Source organism: Rhizobium sp. UGM030330-04 (assembly GCF_003208455.1).
Lineage (GTDB): Bacteria > Pseudomonadota > Alphaproteobacteria > Rhizobiales > Rhizobiaceae > Agrobacterium > Agrobacterium rhizogenes_A.
Genome location: NZ_QKML01000002.1, coordinates 175,677 through 191,999, shown reverse-complemented (window position 1 = coordinate 191,999; position 16,323 = coordinate 175,677). Strand labels below are relative to the sequence as shown.

The 16,323-nt window shown below is 60.8% G+C and carries 16 protein-coding genes; 12 read left to right on the top strand and 4 right to left on the bottom strand.

The features are described from left to right. Positions 1–152: 152 nt before the first annotated feature. Positions 153–1,622 carry a DEAD/DEAH box helicase gene (locus N434_RS03875; RefSeq protein WP_110756192.1) on the bottom strand — a complete coding sequence of 490 codons (1,470 nt, stop codon included), beginning with the start codon at positions 1,620–1,622 and terminating at the stop codon, positions 153–155. A 505-nt stretch (positions 1,623–2,127) separates the two neighbouring features. Between N434_RS03875 and N434_RS03870 the strand changes: the two genes are divergently transcribed. After that, positions 2,128–5,799, top strand: coding sequence for a response regulator (locus N434_RS03870; protein WP_110756191.1), 3,672 nt, complete (start codon positions 2,128–2,130; stop codon positions 5,797–5,799). A 33-nt stretch (positions 5,800–5,832) separates the two neighbouring features. On the opposite strand, the gene mnmC2 is transcribed toward N434_RS03870, so the two are convergent. Then, positions 5,833–6,588 carry a tRNA (5-methylaminomethyl-2-thiouridine)(34)-methyltransferase MnmC2 gene (mnmC2, locus tag N434_RS03865; protein ID WP_110756189.1) on the bottom strand — a complete coding sequence of 252 codons (756 nt, stop codon included), beginning with the start codon at positions 6,586–6,588 and terminating at the stop codon, positions 5,833–5,835. On the opposite strand from mnmC2, the gene N434_RS03860 reads away from it, so the two are divergent. The 9 genes from N434_RS03860 (at position 6,587) to N434_RS03820 (ending at position 12,547) form a co-directional block, all read left to right on the top strand. Next, on the top strand, positions 6,587–7,810 hold the full coding sequence (locus N434_RS03860; protein WP_110756187.1) for an NAD(P)/FAD-dependent oxidoreductase: 1,224 nt from the start codon (positions 6,587–6,589) through the stop codon (positions 7,808–7,810). The two genes, mnmC2 and N434_RS03860, sit on opposite strands and share 2 nt — an antisense overlap. A gap of 96 nt (positions 7,811–7,906) precedes the next feature. After that, entirely contained in the window at positions 7,907–8,614 is a 708-nt protein-coding gene (locus N434_RS03855) for a DUF1045 domain-containing protein (RefSeq protein ID WP_110756185.1), read from the top strand. Between the two features lie 204 nt (positions 8,615–8,818). Then, positions 8,819–9,742, top strand: coding sequence for an allantoinase PuuE (gene puuE / locus N434_RS03850; RefSeq protein ID WP_110756183.1), 924 nt, complete (start codon positions 8,819–8,821; stop codon positions 9,740–9,742). Continuing rightward, a complete protein-coding gene (gene uraD / locus N434_RS03845; RefSeq protein WP_110756181.1) occupies positions 9,742–10,239 on the top strand; it encodes a 2-oxo-4-hydroxy-4-carboxy-5-ureidoimidazoline decarboxylase in 498 nt (165 codons plus the stop codon). Before puuE ends, uraD begins: the two co-directional genes overlap by 1 nt. 52 nt (positions 10,240–10,291) lie before the next feature. Next, positions 10,292–10,582, top strand: coding sequence for a nucleotidyltransferase family protein (locus tag N434_RS03840; protein ID WP_035220685.1), 291 nt, complete (start codon positions 10,292–10,294; stop codon positions 10,580–10,582). Then, on the top strand, positions 10,579–10,941 hold the full coding sequence (locus N434_RS03835) for a HepT-like ribonuclease domain-containing protein (RefSeq protein ID WP_065113955.1): 363 nt from the start codon (positions 10,579–10,581) through the stop codon (positions 10,939–10,941). The genes N434_RS03840 and N434_RS03835 overlap by 4 nt, the downstream gene beginning before the upstream one ends. 3 nt (positions 10,942–10,944) lie before the next feature. Beyond that, entirely contained in the window at positions 10,945–11,445 is a 501-nt protein-coding gene (locus N434_RS03830; protein ID WP_110756179.1) for an ureidoglycolate lyase, read from the top strand. Continuing rightward, a complete protein-coding gene (gene uraH / locus N434_RS03825) occupies positions 11,442–11,798 on the top strand; it encodes a hydroxyisourate hydrolase (protein WP_110756178.1) in 357 nt (118 codons plus the stop codon). The genes N434_RS03830 and uraH overlap by 4 nt, the downstream gene beginning before the upstream one ends. Positions 11,799–11,803: 5 nt before the next feature. Continuing rightward, complete coding sequence (locus N434_RS03820; protein ID WP_110756176.1) at positions 11,804–12,547, top strand: metallophosphoesterase family protein; 744 nt, start codon at positions 11,804–11,806, stop codon at positions 12,545–12,547. A 3-nt stretch (positions 12,548–12,550) separates the two neighbouring features. On the opposite strand, the gene N434_RS03815 is transcribed toward N434_RS03820, so the two are convergent. Further along, positions 12,551–13,819, bottom strand: coding sequence for a D-alanyl-D-alanine carboxypeptidase (locus tag N434_RS03815; RefSeq protein WP_174034434.1), 1,269 nt, complete (start codon positions 13,817–13,819; stop codon positions 12,551–12,553). 203 nt (positions 13,820–14,022) lie between these two features. Between N434_RS03815 and N434_RS03810 the strand changes: the two genes are divergently transcribed. Together N434_RS03810 and N434_RS03805 are read left to right on the top strand one after the other, a co-directional pair. After that, complete coding sequence (locus tag N434_RS03810; RefSeq protein WP_110756173.1) at positions 14,023–14,595, top strand: TetR/AcrR family transcriptional regulator; 573 nt, start codon at positions 14,023–14,025, stop codon at positions 14,593–14,595. Beyond that, positions 14,592–14,936 carry a DMT family transporter gene (locus N434_RS03805; RefSeq protein WP_110756171.1) on the top strand — a complete coding sequence of 115 codons (345 nt, stop codon included), beginning with the start codon at positions 14,592–14,594 and terminating at the stop codon, positions 14,934–14,936. The genes N434_RS03810 and N434_RS03805 overlap by 4 nt, the downstream gene beginning before the upstream one ends. Positions 14,937–15,149: 213 nt before the next feature. Here the strand turns inward: N434_RS03805 and N434_RS03800 are convergent, their stop codons facing one another. After that, positions 15,150–16,283 carry an alpha-hydroxy acid oxidase gene (locus N434_RS03800; RefSeq protein WP_181423864.1) on the bottom strand — a complete coding sequence of 378 codons (1,134 nt, stop codon included), beginning with the start codon at positions 16,281–16,283 and terminating at the stop codon, positions 15,150–15,152. Positions 16,284–16,323: the final 40 nt, after the last annotated feature.

The window sequence follows — 16,323 nt, the reverse complement described above, 5'->3', positions numbered from 1 at the left end:
GGGGGAGAAGTCCGCGGCAGCGGGATGAGGGGGGCGCTCCTGCCGGATTTCGGAGAGCTTGCCCCCTCCTCCGACCCTTCGGGCCACCTTCTCCCCGGCGGGGAGAAGAAACAGGCCGCGACGCCGAGCGTCCTCAATCCACGCGAAGCAAATTAACGGTTGCGGCCGCGATGGCCGTTGCCGGAAGCGCGCTTTTCCTGGCCGTTGCCGCCGGCAGGTGCGTGGCGGTTGGCGCCGCTGCCGCCGGGCTTGCGGGCCGGGCGGCGGTGCTTGCGCGGGCCGGCCGGGCGGCCTGCGTCGCCTTCAGCCTGCTTCACGCGCTTGAAGTCGGAGGTGACTTCAAGGTCGTTATCCGCTTCGCGCGGCGCATGGTGGCGCGACGGGCGGGATTCGCCGTTGTGACGTCCGCCTTCGCGCGGGCCACGCTGCTGGCCGCCATTATTGTTGCGGCCACGATTGTTGTTGCCGCGCGAGGGGCTGGCCAGACCGGCCGGACGTTCGCCTGATGCGACCGGGATTTCGATCTTCATCAGCTTTTCGATATCGTGCAGCAGGCGGGTTTCGTCCGGTGCGCAAAACGCGATGGCGATGCCGTCGCGACCGGCGCGGGCGGTGCGGCCGATGCGGTGAACATAGGCATCGGGCACTTCCGGCAGGTCGTAGTTGAAGACGTGCGTGACGGCCGGGATGTCGATACCGCGGGCGGCGACGTCGGTTGCGACCAGCACCTTGATGTCACCATCCTTGAAGCCCTTCAGCGCCCGCTCGCGCTGGCCCTGGCTCTTGTTGCCGTGGATGGAGGCGACCTTGAAGCCGATATGTTCGAGATGCTTGTAGAGCTTTTCCGCGCCGTGCTTGGTGCGCAGGAAAACGATGGCGCGGCCATCCGGGTTCTCGTTCAGCGACTTCTTCAGGAGATCGGTCTTGTCGTTCTTGCCGGCGACGAAATGGACATATTGTTCCACCTTGTCGGCTGCCTTGCCGGGTGGGGTCACTTCCACCTTGAGAGGATCGGTCAGGTAGCTGTGGGCCAGATCGGCAATCGCCTTCGGCATGGTGGCGGAGAAGAGCAGCGTCTGGCGCTTGGCCGGCACCATCTTCGAAATCTTGCGCAGATCGTGGATGAAGCCGAGATCGAGCATCTGGTCCGCTTCGTCAAGCACCAGATAGGTGACCTTGGAGAGCGAGATGGCGTTGCGGGCGATGAGGTCCAGCAGGCGGCCGGGGGTTGCCACGAGGATATCCGTGCCCTTTTCCAGCTGCAGCTGCTGCTTGTTGATCGATGCGCCGCCAACCACCTGGTTGATACGCAGCGGCGTCTTCTTCACGAAGGAGCGCAGGTTTTCGCCGATCTGGTTCACCAGCTCGCGGGTCGGTGCAAGGATGAGGGTGCGGCAGGTGCGGTTTGCCGGACGGTCCGCCTGCTTCATCAGCATTTCGATGATGGGCAGGCCGAAAGCGGCGGTCTTGCCGGTGCCGGTCTGTGCGAGGCCGATCAGGTCACGGCCTTCGAGCAGCAGAGGAATGGCCTTTGCCTGAATGGGGGTAGGGGTCGTATAGCCAAGCTGGGTAACGCTGGCCACGATCTTTTCGGAGAGGCCGAGTTCGCTAAAACTGGTCAATATATTGCCTTTCGGGGCGCCAAAAACCCATCGTCCGGAGCAGTGCTGCTGTCCGGCGGTTTTGGCGTCAAGAACCCCGCGTGAATTGGGAACTTGTGGGTTGGAATAACTTTCTGCGCATCAGTGCGGCAAATGCCGTCTTCTGTATTCGTTGCGCTTTTCCTTCATGCGGGCCAGATTTCTCTTGAAACAAGTCGTTCTGGACATACGCTGCAGCTCACGCGGCTGCCGAAGGTGAAAGCTTGACGGGGATGTGGGCGTTTTGCGTGTCAAAGTCAAGCGATAGTTTTGTAACACGGCTGTCCGGCGGCGCATGGCAGCCATGCGCAGGGACGGCCGGCACCTGACGCCGTGCGGAGGCGGAGAGCGAATAATTATGGTTAAAAAAGGGTAACGGCGCCGTTGAATACATAGCAAATGGTGATTTTCTCACATAACGTTTTTGCGAAGCCGTCTGGAAATATTTGATTCGACAGACAGGGAACTGCACGGTGTGGAGTATCGATTGACCGAAAGCAGCGGGTTGCTGGAAAAAGCCTGCAGGGCCGTTGCCGCCCTGGACCTGCCCGCGTGCATCAAGGACAGCGAGCTGCGCTACCTCGTGGTCAATGCAGCCTATGGCCGGGTCATGGGACGCCCGGTTGCGGCCTTTGCGGGGCAAACGAGTTTTTCGCTCTCCGCCGACATTCGCGATACCGAGCGGGAAGACAGGGAGCGCCGCTCGCTGGTCTTTGCCACGGATGAGGTGATCGCATGCCACGGCGCGGCCTCCTCCGGTCCATACAGGCTTCGCTGCGAGCGCTTCACCGGCGATGACGGCAATCTTTTCCTGTTCGAAGCCTTCGAGGAGATGCCGGCGATTGCCGTGGAGGGATTTTCCGGCGGAGACAGCGCCTCCAACCTCCTGTTCGGCAGCGGCGTGATCGATCTCATCGACGCCGGTATCGTCATCTATGACCATGAAAACCGGCTGATCTACTGCAATACCCGCTTCATGGAATTCTACAGTGCCTTCGGTGTCGAACTGAAGCGCGGCATGCGGCTCGAAGCGCTGATGGAAGCGGTCTATTTTTCGAGCGGCTACAGTGGCGCGCAGGAAGACGATCCGGCCTTCGAAGGCTGGATGCAGCAGCAGCTACGGGATTTTTCCCTGCCCTATCTGGAAAGGGTGGAGCAGTTTGCCGATGGCCGGTGGGTGCGCATCGTCAACAAGCGGTTGGAAAACGGCATGCTGGTCGGTCTGCGCATCGATGTGACCGAGTTCAAGGCGCATGAGACGCTGCTCAGCACGCAGATCCGCGAGACCTGGCTGCTGCGTGCGGCGCTGGAACAATTGCCGGTGGCGGTCTTCCTGCGCGATCACGACAGGCGGCTGACCTTTGCCAATACGGCTTATGAGAAATTCGTCGGGGGCGATCTCGCGCATTTTATCGGCAAGACCGAAAGCGAGATGTTTCCGGCGACCGGCGAGCAGTCCCGTCTTGAAAACGAGCGGCTGCTTGAAACCGGCGAGGCAATCGAGAAGGCGGAAACCCTGCCATTGCCGGATGGCGGTTCCCTTCCCGTCATTACCCGCCTCGGCCGGGTGGCGACACCTGACGACGAATATTATCTGGTCGGCTCGGTGACCGATGTCAGCCTGCTGCAGGACCGTGAAAATGCGCTGATCGCGGCGCAGGCCCAGGCCGAGGCGCTGCACCGCCAGCTGGAGATGATTCTTCATGCCCTGCCGGTGGGCGTGCTGCTCATCAACGCCGATCTCGTCATCGAATATGTCAATCCTTTCTTTTACGAGGTGTGGGGTGAAATCGGCGGCGAGAAATCGCTGGTCGGCAAAAGCTATCGCGAATTCATGGAATTGAATTTCGAAAGCGGCCTTTACGACTATGGCGACATGTCTTTCGACGATCTTTATAGTCAGCGAACGGCGCGGCTTCTCAGCAAGGAGGCCTCTGCGCCGCGCGAAGTGCGCAGTAAAAGCGGCAAGGTTACCGTCATCTCGAAAACCCGCCTCGATGGCGGGAAAATCCTCAGCACCTATGCCGACGTGACCGATGTGCGCATGCGCGACGCCGAGATCATGAAGGCCAAGGCCGAGCTGGAGCGGGTCGGCGAATATATGCAGGGCGCCACGCGCGCCATGGCGCAGGGGCTTGCGCTCGTCGCGCAGGGCACGATCATCATGTCCAACGAGGCGATGGCGCGGATGTTCGACGTGCCGCCGCATCTGCTGGAAAAAGGCCGCAACTGGTCGGGTTTCTTCGCCCATTGCGCCAGGCGCGGAGATTTCGGCACCTCCGAGGAGGCGGCGGCAACGCTTGCCGCCTGGAAAGACAATATTGCCGCCAACCGGCCATTCTCCTGGCTCATCCATGTCGCCGGCAAAACCTGGCTCAATCTGGAAGCGACCAACAGTTCCGGCAATTACTGGCTCGTCATCGTCACCGACGTGACCGAGATGAAGATGCGCGAGGAGGAATTGCAGCGGCTGCTTTCGCGGGCGGAAGCGGCGGATCGCGCCAAATCGGAATTCCTGGCCAATATGAGCCATGAAATCCGCACGCCGATGAACGGCGTGCTCGGCATGGCGGAGCTTCTGGCAAAGTCCAATCTGGATACGCGCCAGAAGACCTTTACCGATATCATCGTCAAGTCAGGCAATGCGCTTCTGACGATCATCAACGACATTCTCGATTTTTCCAAGATCGAGGCCGGGCAGATGAAGCTGCGCAGCGTGCCTTTCGATCCGGCCGAAGCGGTGGAGGATGTGGTTTCGCTTCTCTCCTCGGCGGCGCTGGAAAAAGACATAGAACTGGTCGTGCGGATCGACCCCTCGGTTTTCGGCAAGGTCATGGGCGATGCCGGGCGGTTCCGCCAGATCGTCACCAACCTCGTCGGCAATGCCGTGAAGTTCACCGAAACGGGGCATGTGCTGGTCGAACTTTCGGCGCAGTCGGCGGAAGCGTCGGAGACCATGCTCTCACTGCGCGTCGAAGACAGCGGCATCGGCATTCCGGCCGACAAGCTCGAAACCATCTTCGACAAGTTCAGCCAGGTGGACGGTTCAGCGACCCGCCGGCACGAGGGGACGGGACTGGGGCTGGCGATCACCGTCGGCCTTGTCGGCCTCTTCGACGGTTCGATCAATGTCGTGAGCGAGGTCGGCAAGGGATCGACCTTCGGGGTCAATATTCCGTTTCAGGTGACGGAGAGACGGCGCGATGTTCCGCTTCTGTCCGTGGCGATCGAGGATATCCGCGTGCTCGTCATCGACGACAACGATGTCAATCGCCGCATATTGACCGAGCAACTGCGCACATGGGGTATCGACGGCCATGCGGTGGAGGACGGTCCGTCCGGCATCGCCGTGCTGCAGGAGGCCGCGTCGCTCGGCTTTTCCATCGATGCCATCATTCTCGATTATCATATGCCCGTCATGAACGGGCTGGATGTGGTCGAGCGCATCAGGGCGGATGAGCGGTTCGATGACATCGCCATCGTGTTCCTGACCTCCATGGATGTGGTGGGTGACGAGACGCTGTTTACCGATCTCAACGTGCAGGCGCATCTGATGAAGCCGGCGCGGGCGCGGCTCTTGCGCTCCACCCTGTTCGATGTGGTGCGCGATGTACGGCTGAAACGCGCCCGCTCGCAGCCTTTGGCGCCGGGGGCAGGCGGCATACCCGTGCGCCCGGAAAAGCGTCTGGCTGAAAAGAAACAGCGCATTCTGCCAGCGGCCCCGGCTGTTTCCGAACGCCGCCGTCCGAGCCTGATCGACGTTCTGGTGGCCGAGGACAATGATGTCAACCAGATTGTCTTCACCCAGATTTTGCAACAGGCGGGTTTGCGTTTCCTGATCGTCGGCAACGGCAAGAAGGCGGTTCAGGCGTGGGAGGAGAACAATCCCGCCATTATCCTGATGGATGTCTCGATGCCTGTCATGAACGGCCATCAGGCGACGCTTGCCATCCGCGCCGCCGAGCAGGCCGCTGCCGATGGCAGGCATGTGCCGATCATCGGCGTCACCGCCCATACCCAGGAGGCCGACCGGGAACTTTGCCTGCAGGCGGGCATGGATGACTATCTGTCGAAGCCGATCAGTCCTGAAATCCTCGAGGACAAGATCGCGCAATGGCTGGGGGATGCCATGCCCCGCCGTGATGCGCCGGGCGTCTGATCATCCGGCGCGGCGAGGGTCTTCGGAATTGCCTCAGGCGGGCCGTTTGGTGCCGCAGAGCATCTCCCGCTTTCCGGCAAAGCCCTTGCGGCGCTCCAGGTCAAAACCGGCGGCGATGAGGTTGCGGCGAACGAAACCGGCGGCGGCATAGGTGGCGAATGTGCCCTCCGGCGCCGTTTTGGCAAAGAGTGCCTGCATGATTTCCAGCGACCACATGTCCGGATTGCGCGCCGGTGCGAAGCCGTCCAGAAACCACGCGTCGAAACTCTCGGTGCTGTTGGAGATTCCGGCAAAGGCCTCGCCGCAGACCACCGTCAGGCGCGTCTCGCCATCCAGTGCGATCTCGACCCTACCTTGCGGCTCTTCCGGCCAGAGGGCGACAAGCGCCTTGCGCTCAGTATCAATCTCCGGCCAGCGGGAAAGCGCCCGGTCGATCTCGTCCGCTTTCATCGGGTAAAGTTCGAAGGAGATGAAATGCAGCATGGAGCGACCGTTGCGCATCTCTTTCCACTGGCGCCATGTCTCGCAGAGATTAAGGCCGGTGCCGAAGCCCAGCTCACCGATGCGGAAGGTGCCTTCGCGGTCAAGCCAGCGCTGCGGCAGTCCGTTTCCGGACAGGAACACATGTCCGCATTCCAGCCTGCCATCCGTCTGGCAATAAAAATGATCGTCAAAGGCCAGCGAATAGGGCATATCCCCGTCACGCCAGTCGAGTGCGGTGCGGGATTCTGCGGTTGCCGAACCGGTCTCTGCGCCAGTCTCCGGAATAGTGTCGTTGGAATTTCTCATGGCTAAAGCCGATAATCCCGCTTTCGAACAGGGTCAATCTCCAAGATTGGCGGCGTCAACATTGCCCCGCTCCATATCGCTCCTCATCGTTGGCGGCGGCATCATGGGGCTATGGGCCGCCGTCAAGGCGGAACGGCTCGGCATGGACACCCTGCTGGTGGAGGCGGAGCAGCTTGGCAGTGGCGCAAGCGGCGGGCTGCTCGGCGCCTTGATGCCGCATATGCCGGATCGCTGGTCGGACAAGAAGCAGTTCCAGTTCGATGCGCTTGTGGCGCTGGAACAGGAAATTGCCGGGCTGGAGGCCGAGACCGGGCTTTCCGCCGGTTATCGCCGTTGCGGCCGGATCATTCCGCTGCCCAAGCCGCATCTGCGCGGCATCGCGGAGCGGCACGAACGGGATGCCGCGGAGAACTGGGTATCTGGCGAGCGCCGGTTCCACTGGCATGTCGGCGACAGGCCTCCGGCTGCGGGCTGGGTTGACGAGGCTGCGGGAGAAGCGGGTTTCGTGTTCGATACGCTGGCGGCGAGGGTTTCGCCGCGTGCGATGGTGGCCCTTCTCTCGGCTTTTCTCCGCACAGCGCGCCACGTGCGAGTGGCGGAACAGTGCCGCGTCGTCTCGCTTGATTCGGCAAAGGGGCGGGCGGTGCTGTCTTCGGGGGAAGAGATTGTCTTCGGCCATGCCATTGTCGCCAACGGGCACCGTTCCTTTCCGTTGATCCGCGATGCGCTCGGCCTTGCGGCCGGCATTGCGCTCGGGCAGGCGGTGAAGGGGCAGGCGGCGCTTCTCGATGCGACGGTTGACCCGGCCATGCCGGTCGTGTTCCTGAACGGCCTTTACATCGTGCCCCATGAGGATGGCACCGTCGCCATCGGCAGTACCAGCGAAGATTGTTTTTCCGAGCCTTTCGGCACCGACGAAAAGCTGGAAAAGCTGCTTGCCGACGCCTGTGCGGTGGTGCCGTCTCTCGGCCGTGCGCCGGTGCTCGAACGCTGGGCCGGATTGCGGCCGAAGGCGGTGGGACGGGACCCGATGGTGGGCTCGATTGCCGGCCATCCGAAGCTCGTCGCGCTGTCCGGCGGCTTCAAGGTCAGCTTCGGCCTTGCCCATTTTCTCGCCGGCGCGGCGCTGCAAACCGTTGGTGGGGAGACGCCCTCCCTGCCGTCCGGGTTCGGCCTTCAACAACACGTGAATATTGCCCTCGCGGACTTTAGAAAGTTCTGATCAGGCTGCTTACGTCGTTAATCTGTCACGCAAATCACTTATTTGCTGGCCTGCAACAAGGCCGGTTTGTCCGCTTTTGCGGCGAGGTGACAGCGCATGCGATACGCCATTCATTTCACGCCTTCCCCCAATGACCCCCTGACGCAGGCGGCCGCCGCGTGGTTGGGGCGCGATGCCTATTCCGGTCAGGCGGTGGAACCGCCGGGCATGATCGATCTCGGCATGCAGGAGATTTCCTACCACACGGCGCTGCCGCGCCGTTACGGTTTTCACGGCACGATCAAGGCGCCTTTCCGGCTTGCCGAGGGCCACTCCGAGGCCGCGCTTTTGCGCGACCTGATGTATTTTTCCGGCAAGCAGGACCCTTTCATGCTTCCACAACTCGTGGTGGCAAGGCATGGGAATGTCTTCAGCCTCGTTCCCGAGCGCCCCTGCGAAGTGCTGCATTTTTTTGCCGCCCGCGTGGTGCAGGAATTCGACCGTTACCGCGCGCCGCTGTCCGAGGCGGAAATCGAGCGGGCGGACCCGGACCGGCTTTCGGCATCGCAGCTTACCAATCTGCATCGCTGGGGCAGCCCGCATGTGATGGACGAGTTCCGGTTCCAGATGTCGCTGACGGGCGGTGTCGAACCGGCCAGCAGCCAGAGGATCGAGCGCGCCGTGCGCAAGGTTTTCGAGCCGTTGTTGACCCGCGAGCTGCAATTTTCCAGCCTTGCCCTCTTCATCGAGGATGAACCGGGTGCACCCTTCCGGGTGCATTCGCTGCATCCCATGGGCCGCGTTTCCGCCCGCAAGATCGCCTGAGAAACGGCTGCCCTCAATCGTATACAAAAAAGCTTCAGAATGTCGGCAAAATTGATCTCGACATTCCGGATGCGGATGATACCGTTCGGCATCGCATATCCGAAGTTTGCGCCGTTTCCCCATTCCGGGGCCGGCGTGCTTTGGAGATTTGTTTATGTCTCCCGAAATCGGTTTCCGCCGGGGAGAGATGTCTTGGGTGGCTGAATGATTTCCGACAATTACTCCCGCAATCTGGTGGGCTATGGCCGTAACGCTCCCGATCCGAAATGGCCGGGCAGCGCGCGCATCGCCGTGCAATTCGTCATCAATTACGAGGAGGGTGGCGAAAGCTGCATTCTCGACAATGACAAGGCTTCGGAATCGCTGCTGTCGGAAATCGTCGGTGCCCAGCCCTGGCCGGGCCAGCGCAACCTGAACATGGAATCAATCTACGAATATGGTTCGCGCGCCGGCTTCTGGCGGCTGTGGCGCATGTTCACAAGTCTTGGTGTCACCACCACCGTTTATGGCGTGACCGCCGCCATGGCCCGCAATCCGGAAGCCGTCGCGGCCATGAAGGAAGCCGGCTGGGAAATTGCCAGCCACGGTTATCGCTGGCTGGAATATAAGGATTTCTCCGAAGAGGAAGAGCGCAAACACATAACCGAAGCGGTGCGCCTGCATAAGGAGGTGACCGGTGAACGGCCTTACGGCATGTATCAGGGCAAGCCTTCGGACAATACGCTGCGCCTCGTCATGGAAGAGGGCGGTTTTCTCTATTCGTCCGATTCCTATGCCGACGATCTGCCCTATTGGGTGAAGGGCGCGAAAGAAGAGCCTTTCCTGATCATTCCCTACACGCTTGACACCAACGACATGCGTTTCGCCACGCCGCAGGGTTTTAATTCCGGCGACCAGTTCTTCACCTATCTGAAAGACGCCTTCGATGTGCTTTATCAGGAAGGCACGGAAGGCGCGCCGAAAATGATGAGCGTCGGTCTGCATTGCCGCCTTGTCGGCCGTCCCGGCCGCGCGGCGGCTCTTCGCCGTTTCATTGAATATGTGCTCAGCCATGACAAGGTCTGGATCCCGCAGCGGATCGAGATCGCCCGGCACTGGCATGAACATCACAAGCCGGTGGCTCCGTGATGTCGGCGCGGCAGGAATTTGTCGCCCGGTTCGGTGGCGTGTTCGAACATTCGCCCTTCATCGCCGAGCGGGCCTATGATGCCGGTGCGGTCGAGGGGGATTTGACGGCGAAGGTGGTTCATGGCGCACTCGTCGCGCAGTTTCGTGCCGCTTCCGAGGCCGAAAGGCTTGGCGTGTTGCGGGCGCATCCAGATCTTGCCGGCAAGCTGGCGATTGCGGGTAAGCTGACGGCCGATAGCCGCAACGAGCAGGCAGGTGCGGGGCTCGATCGGCTTTCGCCGGCGGAACATGCGCGTTTTACCGCGTTGAACAGCGCCTATACCCAAAAATTCGGCTTTCCCTTCATCATCGCGGTCAAGGGGCTGAACAGGCACGATATTCTTTCCGCTTTCGAGACCCGCATTGGCAATGATACGGCGCAAGAGTTCGCGACCGCGACGGCGCAGGTGGAAAAGATCGCCTGGCTGCGTCTTTCCGCGATGCTGCCGGAGGGCTGAATTGGCGAGCGGTGGCCGTTCTGCTAGGATCGTGCTGTCTGGAGATAAGATCATGAGACCCTCCGAGGTGCTGGAAAAGAACAGGGAAGCGATCCGCGAAGCGACGAAGCGCTTCAACGCGGCAAACCCCCGCGTGTTCGGTTCCGTCGCCCGCGGTGAGGACCGGCCGGACAGCGATCTCGATATTCTGGTGGATGCATTGCCGGGCACGACACTGTTTGATCTCGGCGGTTTGCTGGAGGAACTGAAGGCGCTGCTTGGTGTCGAGGTCGACGTCGTCACCTCAGGCGGTCTGCATTCGGATATACGGGCGCGTGTGCTGAAGGAAGCCAAAGCGGTATGAGTACGGATCGGCTTCTGCTCTATCTGAAGGAGATGGATGTCGCCGCGTCCAGAATACGGGATTTCATTCAGGACATGGATGAGGCCGCTTTTTCCTCCGACACGCGTACGCAGATGGCGGTCATGATGGGTCTTGCCCTGATTGGCGAGGCGGTTGCCAAACTCGACAAGCACTACCCCGCATTTTTACAGCAGCACCCGGAAATCCCCTGGATCAAGATGAAGGGTATGCGCAATCTGATCGTGCATGATTATTTCCGGGCGGAGCTCTCGGTCGTCTGGAAAACGATAACGCAGAGCATTCCGGATTTGCAGGCGCGTCTCTCCCTCCTCAGAAACTGGCATGCCCAAGGTGAATGACATTTGACCGATTTTCTCGACATAAAACCCCTTACCAAAGAGGCATTCGCATCCTTCGGCGATGTGATCGAAGCAACGCCTTCTTCCATGCGCCACATCAATGGCGGCCAGACCGAGCGGCACCACGCGCTTGCCGCACCCGAGGCGGCGGGCGAGGGCGCACGTATCATCCTCAATATTTTCCGTGGGCAGCCGCGGGTGTTCCCGCATAACATCGAGATGATGGAGCGGCATCCGCTCGGCAGCCAGAGTTTTTCGCCGCTGTCCGGCAGGCCTTTCCTCGTCGTCGTTGCGGAAGATGACGGAGGCCGTCCGGCCCGGCCGCAGGTATTTCTGGCACGCGGGGACCAGGGTGTGAATTACCGCCGCAATGTCTGGCATTATCCGCTGATGCCGTTGCAGGCGGTTTCTGATTTTCTGGTTGCCGACCGCGAAGGGCCGGGCAACAATCTGGAAGAGTATTTTTTCGATGAGCCCTTCATGATCGCGGAGCCCAAGCCATGACCGGTCTGACCACCCATGTTCTCGACGCCGCCCATGGTACGCCGGCTGAGGGGCTGACGCTCGAGCTTTACCGGCTCTCCGGCGATCGCCGCGAAAAGCTGAAGACGGTGAAGACTAATAGTGACGGCCGGGTGGATGGCGGGCCGCTGCTGGTCGGAGAGAGCTTCAAGGCCGGCGAATATGAGCTGGTTTTCCATGCCGGCGATTATCTGCGCGGCAAGGGTGTGGCGCTGCCGGAACCGGCATTTCTCGATATCATCCCCATCCGCTTCGGCATTGCCGATGAGAGCGGCCACTACCACGTGCCGCTGCTGCTTTCGCCCTATAGCTATTCCACCTATCGAGGAAGCTGATTGCCATGATCTTTGCCGCCATTGCCGATATTCACGGAAACTGCGCTGCGCTTGAAGCCGTGCTTGAGGATATCGCCAGGCTTGGCATCAAGGATATCGTCAATCTCGGTGATTGTTTCAGCGGGCCGCTGGAGGCGGGTTTCACCGGTGATGTGCTGGTCGGCAACTGGATTCCCAGCATTCGCGGCAATCACGACCGGGAATTGATCGAGCGGGCGCCGGAGGATATGGGCAGCTGGGAAAGGCCGGCCCATGCGCAGATGACTGCCGCGCATCTGGACTGGCTGCAAACCCTGCCTTTCAGCATGGTATTCAAGGACGTTGCCTATTGCTGCCACGGCTCGCCGCGTGACGATCTGGAATATTGGCTGGAAACGCTGTCCCCGGAAGGGGTGCTGAAGCTGCGCCCGCTGGCCGAAATCGAGGCCATGGCTGATGGTATCACCCAGCCGCTGATGCTGTGCGGCCATACCCATATTCCCCGCGCGGTGCAGCTTTCCGACGGCCGGCTGATCGTCAATCCCGGCAGCGTCGGCTGCCCCGGCTGGAAAGACGACACGCCTTTCGACCATCACGTCGAGGCGGGTCATCCGCTTGCCACCTATGCCGTGCTGGAAGAGACCGGGCGCGGCTGGCAGGTCTATTTCCGCAATATCCGTTACGACAATATGGCCATGGCCGAGATGGCGCGGGTCAACGGCATTCCGTATCTGGCGGATGCTCTGGAGAATGGCTGGCTCAAGCGGTAAAACTTACCCCTCGCTGTTCATCACCACGCAGGCGTAAGACTGCGCCTTCAGTTCCTTGCAGGCGGAAACCGCCGAAGACTGGTCTTCAAAGCCGGTGAAGCGGGCGCGGTAGAGCGTTGCCGAGCCGCTTTGCACCGCTTCGGTATAGGGGGCGATCCCGGCATAGCTGCCGATGTTGGAGCGCGCGTTGGCGAGCAGCGAGCGGGCGGCGGCTTCGCTATCGGCGGCGGCGATCTGCACTTCCCAGCGGCTTCTCTGGCCGGCGGGCTGGCCAACGGCGGCAGCGGGGGCGGGTCTCGGAATGGCGGAAACCTGGATCATGTCGGCCATCTGGTTGTTGGCCGTGGCGATCTGCATGGCGACCGGGTCGGAGCGGCGTTCCGCGAACATGGGGAGCGGTACGGCAGCGGGCGGCACATCGAAGGTGCGGCTGACATTGGCGCTGGCGACGAGCTGTTCGGTGTTGCGGCTTCTCGATGCCTGCGGCACGGCCTTGTCGAGAAGGGCCGCCATCTGGGCATCACGGCTGCGCGCGGTCTTGCCGCCCAGCACGACGCCGACAACACGGCGGCCATTATGGTTGATGGCGCTGACGAGGTTGAAACCGGAGGCATTGGTGTAGCCGGTCTTGATGCCGTCCATGCCCTGATAACGATACATCAGATTATTGTGGCCACGAATCCGTTTTCCCCGGAAACTGAAGGATTCCATGGCAAACAGGCCGTATTCCTTGGGAAAGTCGCGCTGCAGCGCAAGGCCGAGCTTCGCCATGTCGCGCGCCGTCGTCACCTGCGATTTGCTGGGCAGGCCAGAGGCGTTGCGGAACACCGTTTTCGTCATGCCCAGTTGGCGGGCCTTGCGGGTCATCATCTCGGCGAACCTTGCCTCGGAGCCGCCGAGGTGATCGCCCATGCCTTCCGCCATGTCATTGGCGGATTTGACGATCATGCCATAAACGGCTTCGCGCACGGTGAAGGTCTGGCCCTGGCGCACATAAAGCTTGGAGGGGATGACGGCTGCACCATTTTTGGACATCTTTATCTTCTGGTCCCAGCGAATCCGGCCGGCATGCAGCGCCTCGAAGGTCAGGTACAGCGTCATCATCTTGGTGAGCGAAGCGGGGTGGTTCAGCACATCGGCATTGCGGGACGCCAGAACCTTGCCGGTATTGGCATCCATGATGAAATGGGCGTAGCCGGCCTGCGCGGGCGATGCCTGCAATGAGAGGATCGCGCAAAAGAAGGCGAGCGCGAAGACCCATGTTCCCGCCATTCCCCGTTTGACCGTTCCCGACATAATCCGCCCCTTTTGTTTGACCGCCGCCGTTGATTTCAAGTTTTACTGACACTTTCCGGCAACAAAACCGCTAAAACTTTAGAGATCGCTTTCATGCTTAATTAAGTATGAATTTCAACCCGTCTGCTGCCCTCACAATTTCCTTGAAAAGAAACCTACCGTCCGGTATTTTTTGAAAAATGACAAATGCTCACGAACGAAAAAAGCAGCCCGAGATCGTGCGTCGCAGCCTCCTTGACTGCGCGGCGAAACTTGCTGCTGATCAGGGTGTTGCGGCACTTTCCATACAGGCTGTGGCCGATGCGGCCGGGGTGACGAAGGGTGGGCTGTTCCATCATTTTCCCTCCAAGCACGCCTTGCTGGAGGCCGTCATGGCCGACCTTCTTTCGGCGCTGGACGCGGAAATAGATGCGCTCATCTCACAGGATTGTGAAGCTTACGGATGCTTCACGCGGGCCTATGTGAAGGCGGTTTTCGATGATCGTGACCGGGATTCGGGCAGGCAATGGGCGGCAATCTCGGTTTCCATGGTCGGCGAGCCGTCGCTTCGGCGCATGTGGACCAGTTGGGTCGAGGGGCGCCTTGCCCGTCATAAAGATACGGATGACGGGGTGGTACTGGAGATGGTGCGGCTTGCGGCTGATGGCATCTGGTTTGCCGATCTTCTGGCCGATGATGGCAGGGCAAGTGGCGACAGGGCGGCTCTCAAGGCCCGGATGATCGCCCAGACGACAAAGGAAACGGAACGATGAACGCGGCACTTTTCACCTATGGGGCGCTTGTCGCGGCCATTATCTGCGAGGTCATCGCGACCTCATTCCTGCAGCAGTCGCAGCAATTCACCAGATGGCTGCCGACGGTGCTGATGGCGGTGTTTTACGGCGCGGCTTTTTATCTGCTGTCGTTCACGCTGCGCGTCATCCCTGTCGGCGTTGCCTATGCGATCTGGAGCGGGCTCGGCATCGTGCTGATTTCCGGCATCGGTTATTTCGTGTTCCGCCAGACGCTGGATATTGCCGCCGTTATCGGTCTCGGTTTCATCATCACCGGTGTGGTGATCGTGAATGTGTTTTCGAAGACCGTGGGGCATTGAGACTGGTTGCTGAGGTCGTTCGCGAGGGCAAGATCCGCACGACGTCACACCGGACTTGGATACCGGGGTCCAGCGCGATCAAGTCCTTGATCGCGGGAGAGTTCTTTCACGGCGCAGACGCGCCGTGGCTGGATGCCGGATCTAGTCCGGCATGACGGCGGAGAATGGAGCGGCCTCCGACGCATCTCCGGAGCACCTTCTGCCTCGTCACCATCACGCCAGAATGCTGCGATCCACATCGGTGATCAGCCTTTTGCCGCAAAGCGCCATGCTGACATCCATCTCCTTGCGGATGATCTCGAGCGCCGTCGTCACGCCCTGCTTTCCATCAGCGCCGAGGCCGTAAAGGAAGGGGCGGCCGATATAGGTGCCTTTGGCGCCCAGCGCCACGGCTTTCAGCACGTCCTGACCGGAGCGAATGCCGCCATCCATGTGCACCTCAACCCTGTCGCCGACGGCATCGACGATTTTCGGCAGCATGGCGATGGAGGAATGGGCGCCATCGAGCTGGCGGCCGCCATGGTTGGAGACGATGATGGCGTCGGCGCCTGTGTCGAGCGAGGCGCGTGCATCTTCCTCGTCAAGAATGCCCTTGAGGATCAGCTTGCCTCCCCAGCGTTCCTTGATCCATTCGACATCCTTCCAGGACAGGCGCGGATCGAACTGTTCCGCCGTCCAGGAGGAGAGCGATGACAGGTCTGAGACGTTTTTGGCGTGGCCGACGATGTTGCCGAAGCTGCGGCGCTTGGTGCGAGCCATGTCCAGGCACCATTGCGGCCGGGTCGCCATCTGCCAGATGTGCTTCGGCGTGAATTTCGGCGGTGCCGACAGGCCGTTGCGCAGATCTTTGTGGCGCTGGCCGAGGATTTGCAGGTCGAGCGTCAGCACCAGCGCCGAGCATCCGGCGGCCTTGGCGCGGTCGATCAGATTATTGACGAAGTCCCGGTCCTTCATCACGTAGAGCTGAAACCAGAAGGGTTTCGAGGTGACGGAAGCGACATCCTCGATGGAGCAGATGCTCATGGTGGAAAGCGTGAAGGGCACGCCGAATTCCTCCGCCGCTTTTGCGGCCAGCATTTCGCCATCGGCGTGCTGCATGCCGGTGAGCCCGGTGGGGGAGAGCGCGACCGGCATCGAAACCTTCTCGCCAACCATTTCGGTGGCCAGCGACCGGTCGGTCATATCCACCAGCACGCGCTGGCGCAGCTTTATCTTGGCGAAATCGTCCTCATTGGCGCGGTAGGTGCTTTCCGTCCACGCGCCGCTATCGGCATAGTCGAAAAACATTTTTGGCACACGGCGCTGAGCCTGTTGCTTCAGGTCCGCTATGGTCAGGATTTTGCCCATGGATAAAGCCTTCACATTTGAATGATGGCTTCACATAACA

Bases quoted from the DNA above. Each gene is read 5' to 3' on its own strand.
- N434_RS03860 (WP_110756187.1), top strand. From the start codon at position 6,587: ATGGCTAAAGCCGATAATCCCGCTTTCGAACAGGGTCAATCTCCAAGA.
- mnmC2 (WP_110756189.1), bottom strand. From the start codon at position 6,588: ATGAGAAATTCCAACGACACTATTCCGGAGACTGGCGCAGAGACCGGT.
- N434_RS03855 (WP_110756185.1), top strand. From the start codon at position 7,907: ATGCGATACGCCATTCATTTCACGCCTTCCCCCAATGACCCCCTGACG.
- puuE (WP_110756183.1), top strand. From the start codon at position 8,819: ATGATTTCCGACAATTACTCCCGCAATCTGGTGGGCTATGGCCGTAAC.
- uraD (WP_110756181.1), top strand. From the start codon at position 9,742: ATGTCGGCGCGGCAGGAATTTGTCGCCCGGTTCGGTGGCGTGTTCGAA.
- N434_RS03840 (WP_035220685.1), top strand. From the start codon at position 10,292: ATGAGACCCTCCGAGGTGCTGGAAAAGAACAGGGAAGCGATCCGCGAA.
- N434_RS03835 (WP_065113955.1), top strand. From the start codon at position 10,579: ATGAGTACGGATCGGCTTCTGCTCTATCTGAAGGAGATGGATGTCGCC.
- uraH (WP_110756178.1), top strand. From the start codon at position 11,442: ATGACCGGTCTGACCACCCATGTTCTCGACGCCGCCCATGGTACGCCG.
- N434_RS03820 (WP_110756176.1), top strand. From the start codon at position 11,804: ATGATCTTTGCCGCCATTGCCGATATTCACGGAAACTGCGCTGCGCTT.
- N434_RS03815 (WP_174034434.1), bottom strand. From the start codon at position 13,819: ATGGCGGGAACATGGGTCTTCGCGCTCGCCTTCTTTTGCGCGATCCTC.
- N434_RS03810 (WP_110756173.1), top strand. From the start codon at position 14,023: ATGACAAATGCTCACGAACGAAAAAAGCAGCCCGAGATCGTGCGTCGC.
- N434_RS03805 (WP_110756171.1), top strand. From the start codon at position 14,592: ATGAACGCGGCACTTTTCACCTATGGGGCGCTTGTCGCGGCCATTATC.
- N434_RS03800 (WP_181423864.1), bottom strand. From the start codon at position 16,283: ATGGGCAAAATCCTGACCATAGCGGACCTGAAGCAACAGGCTCAGCGC.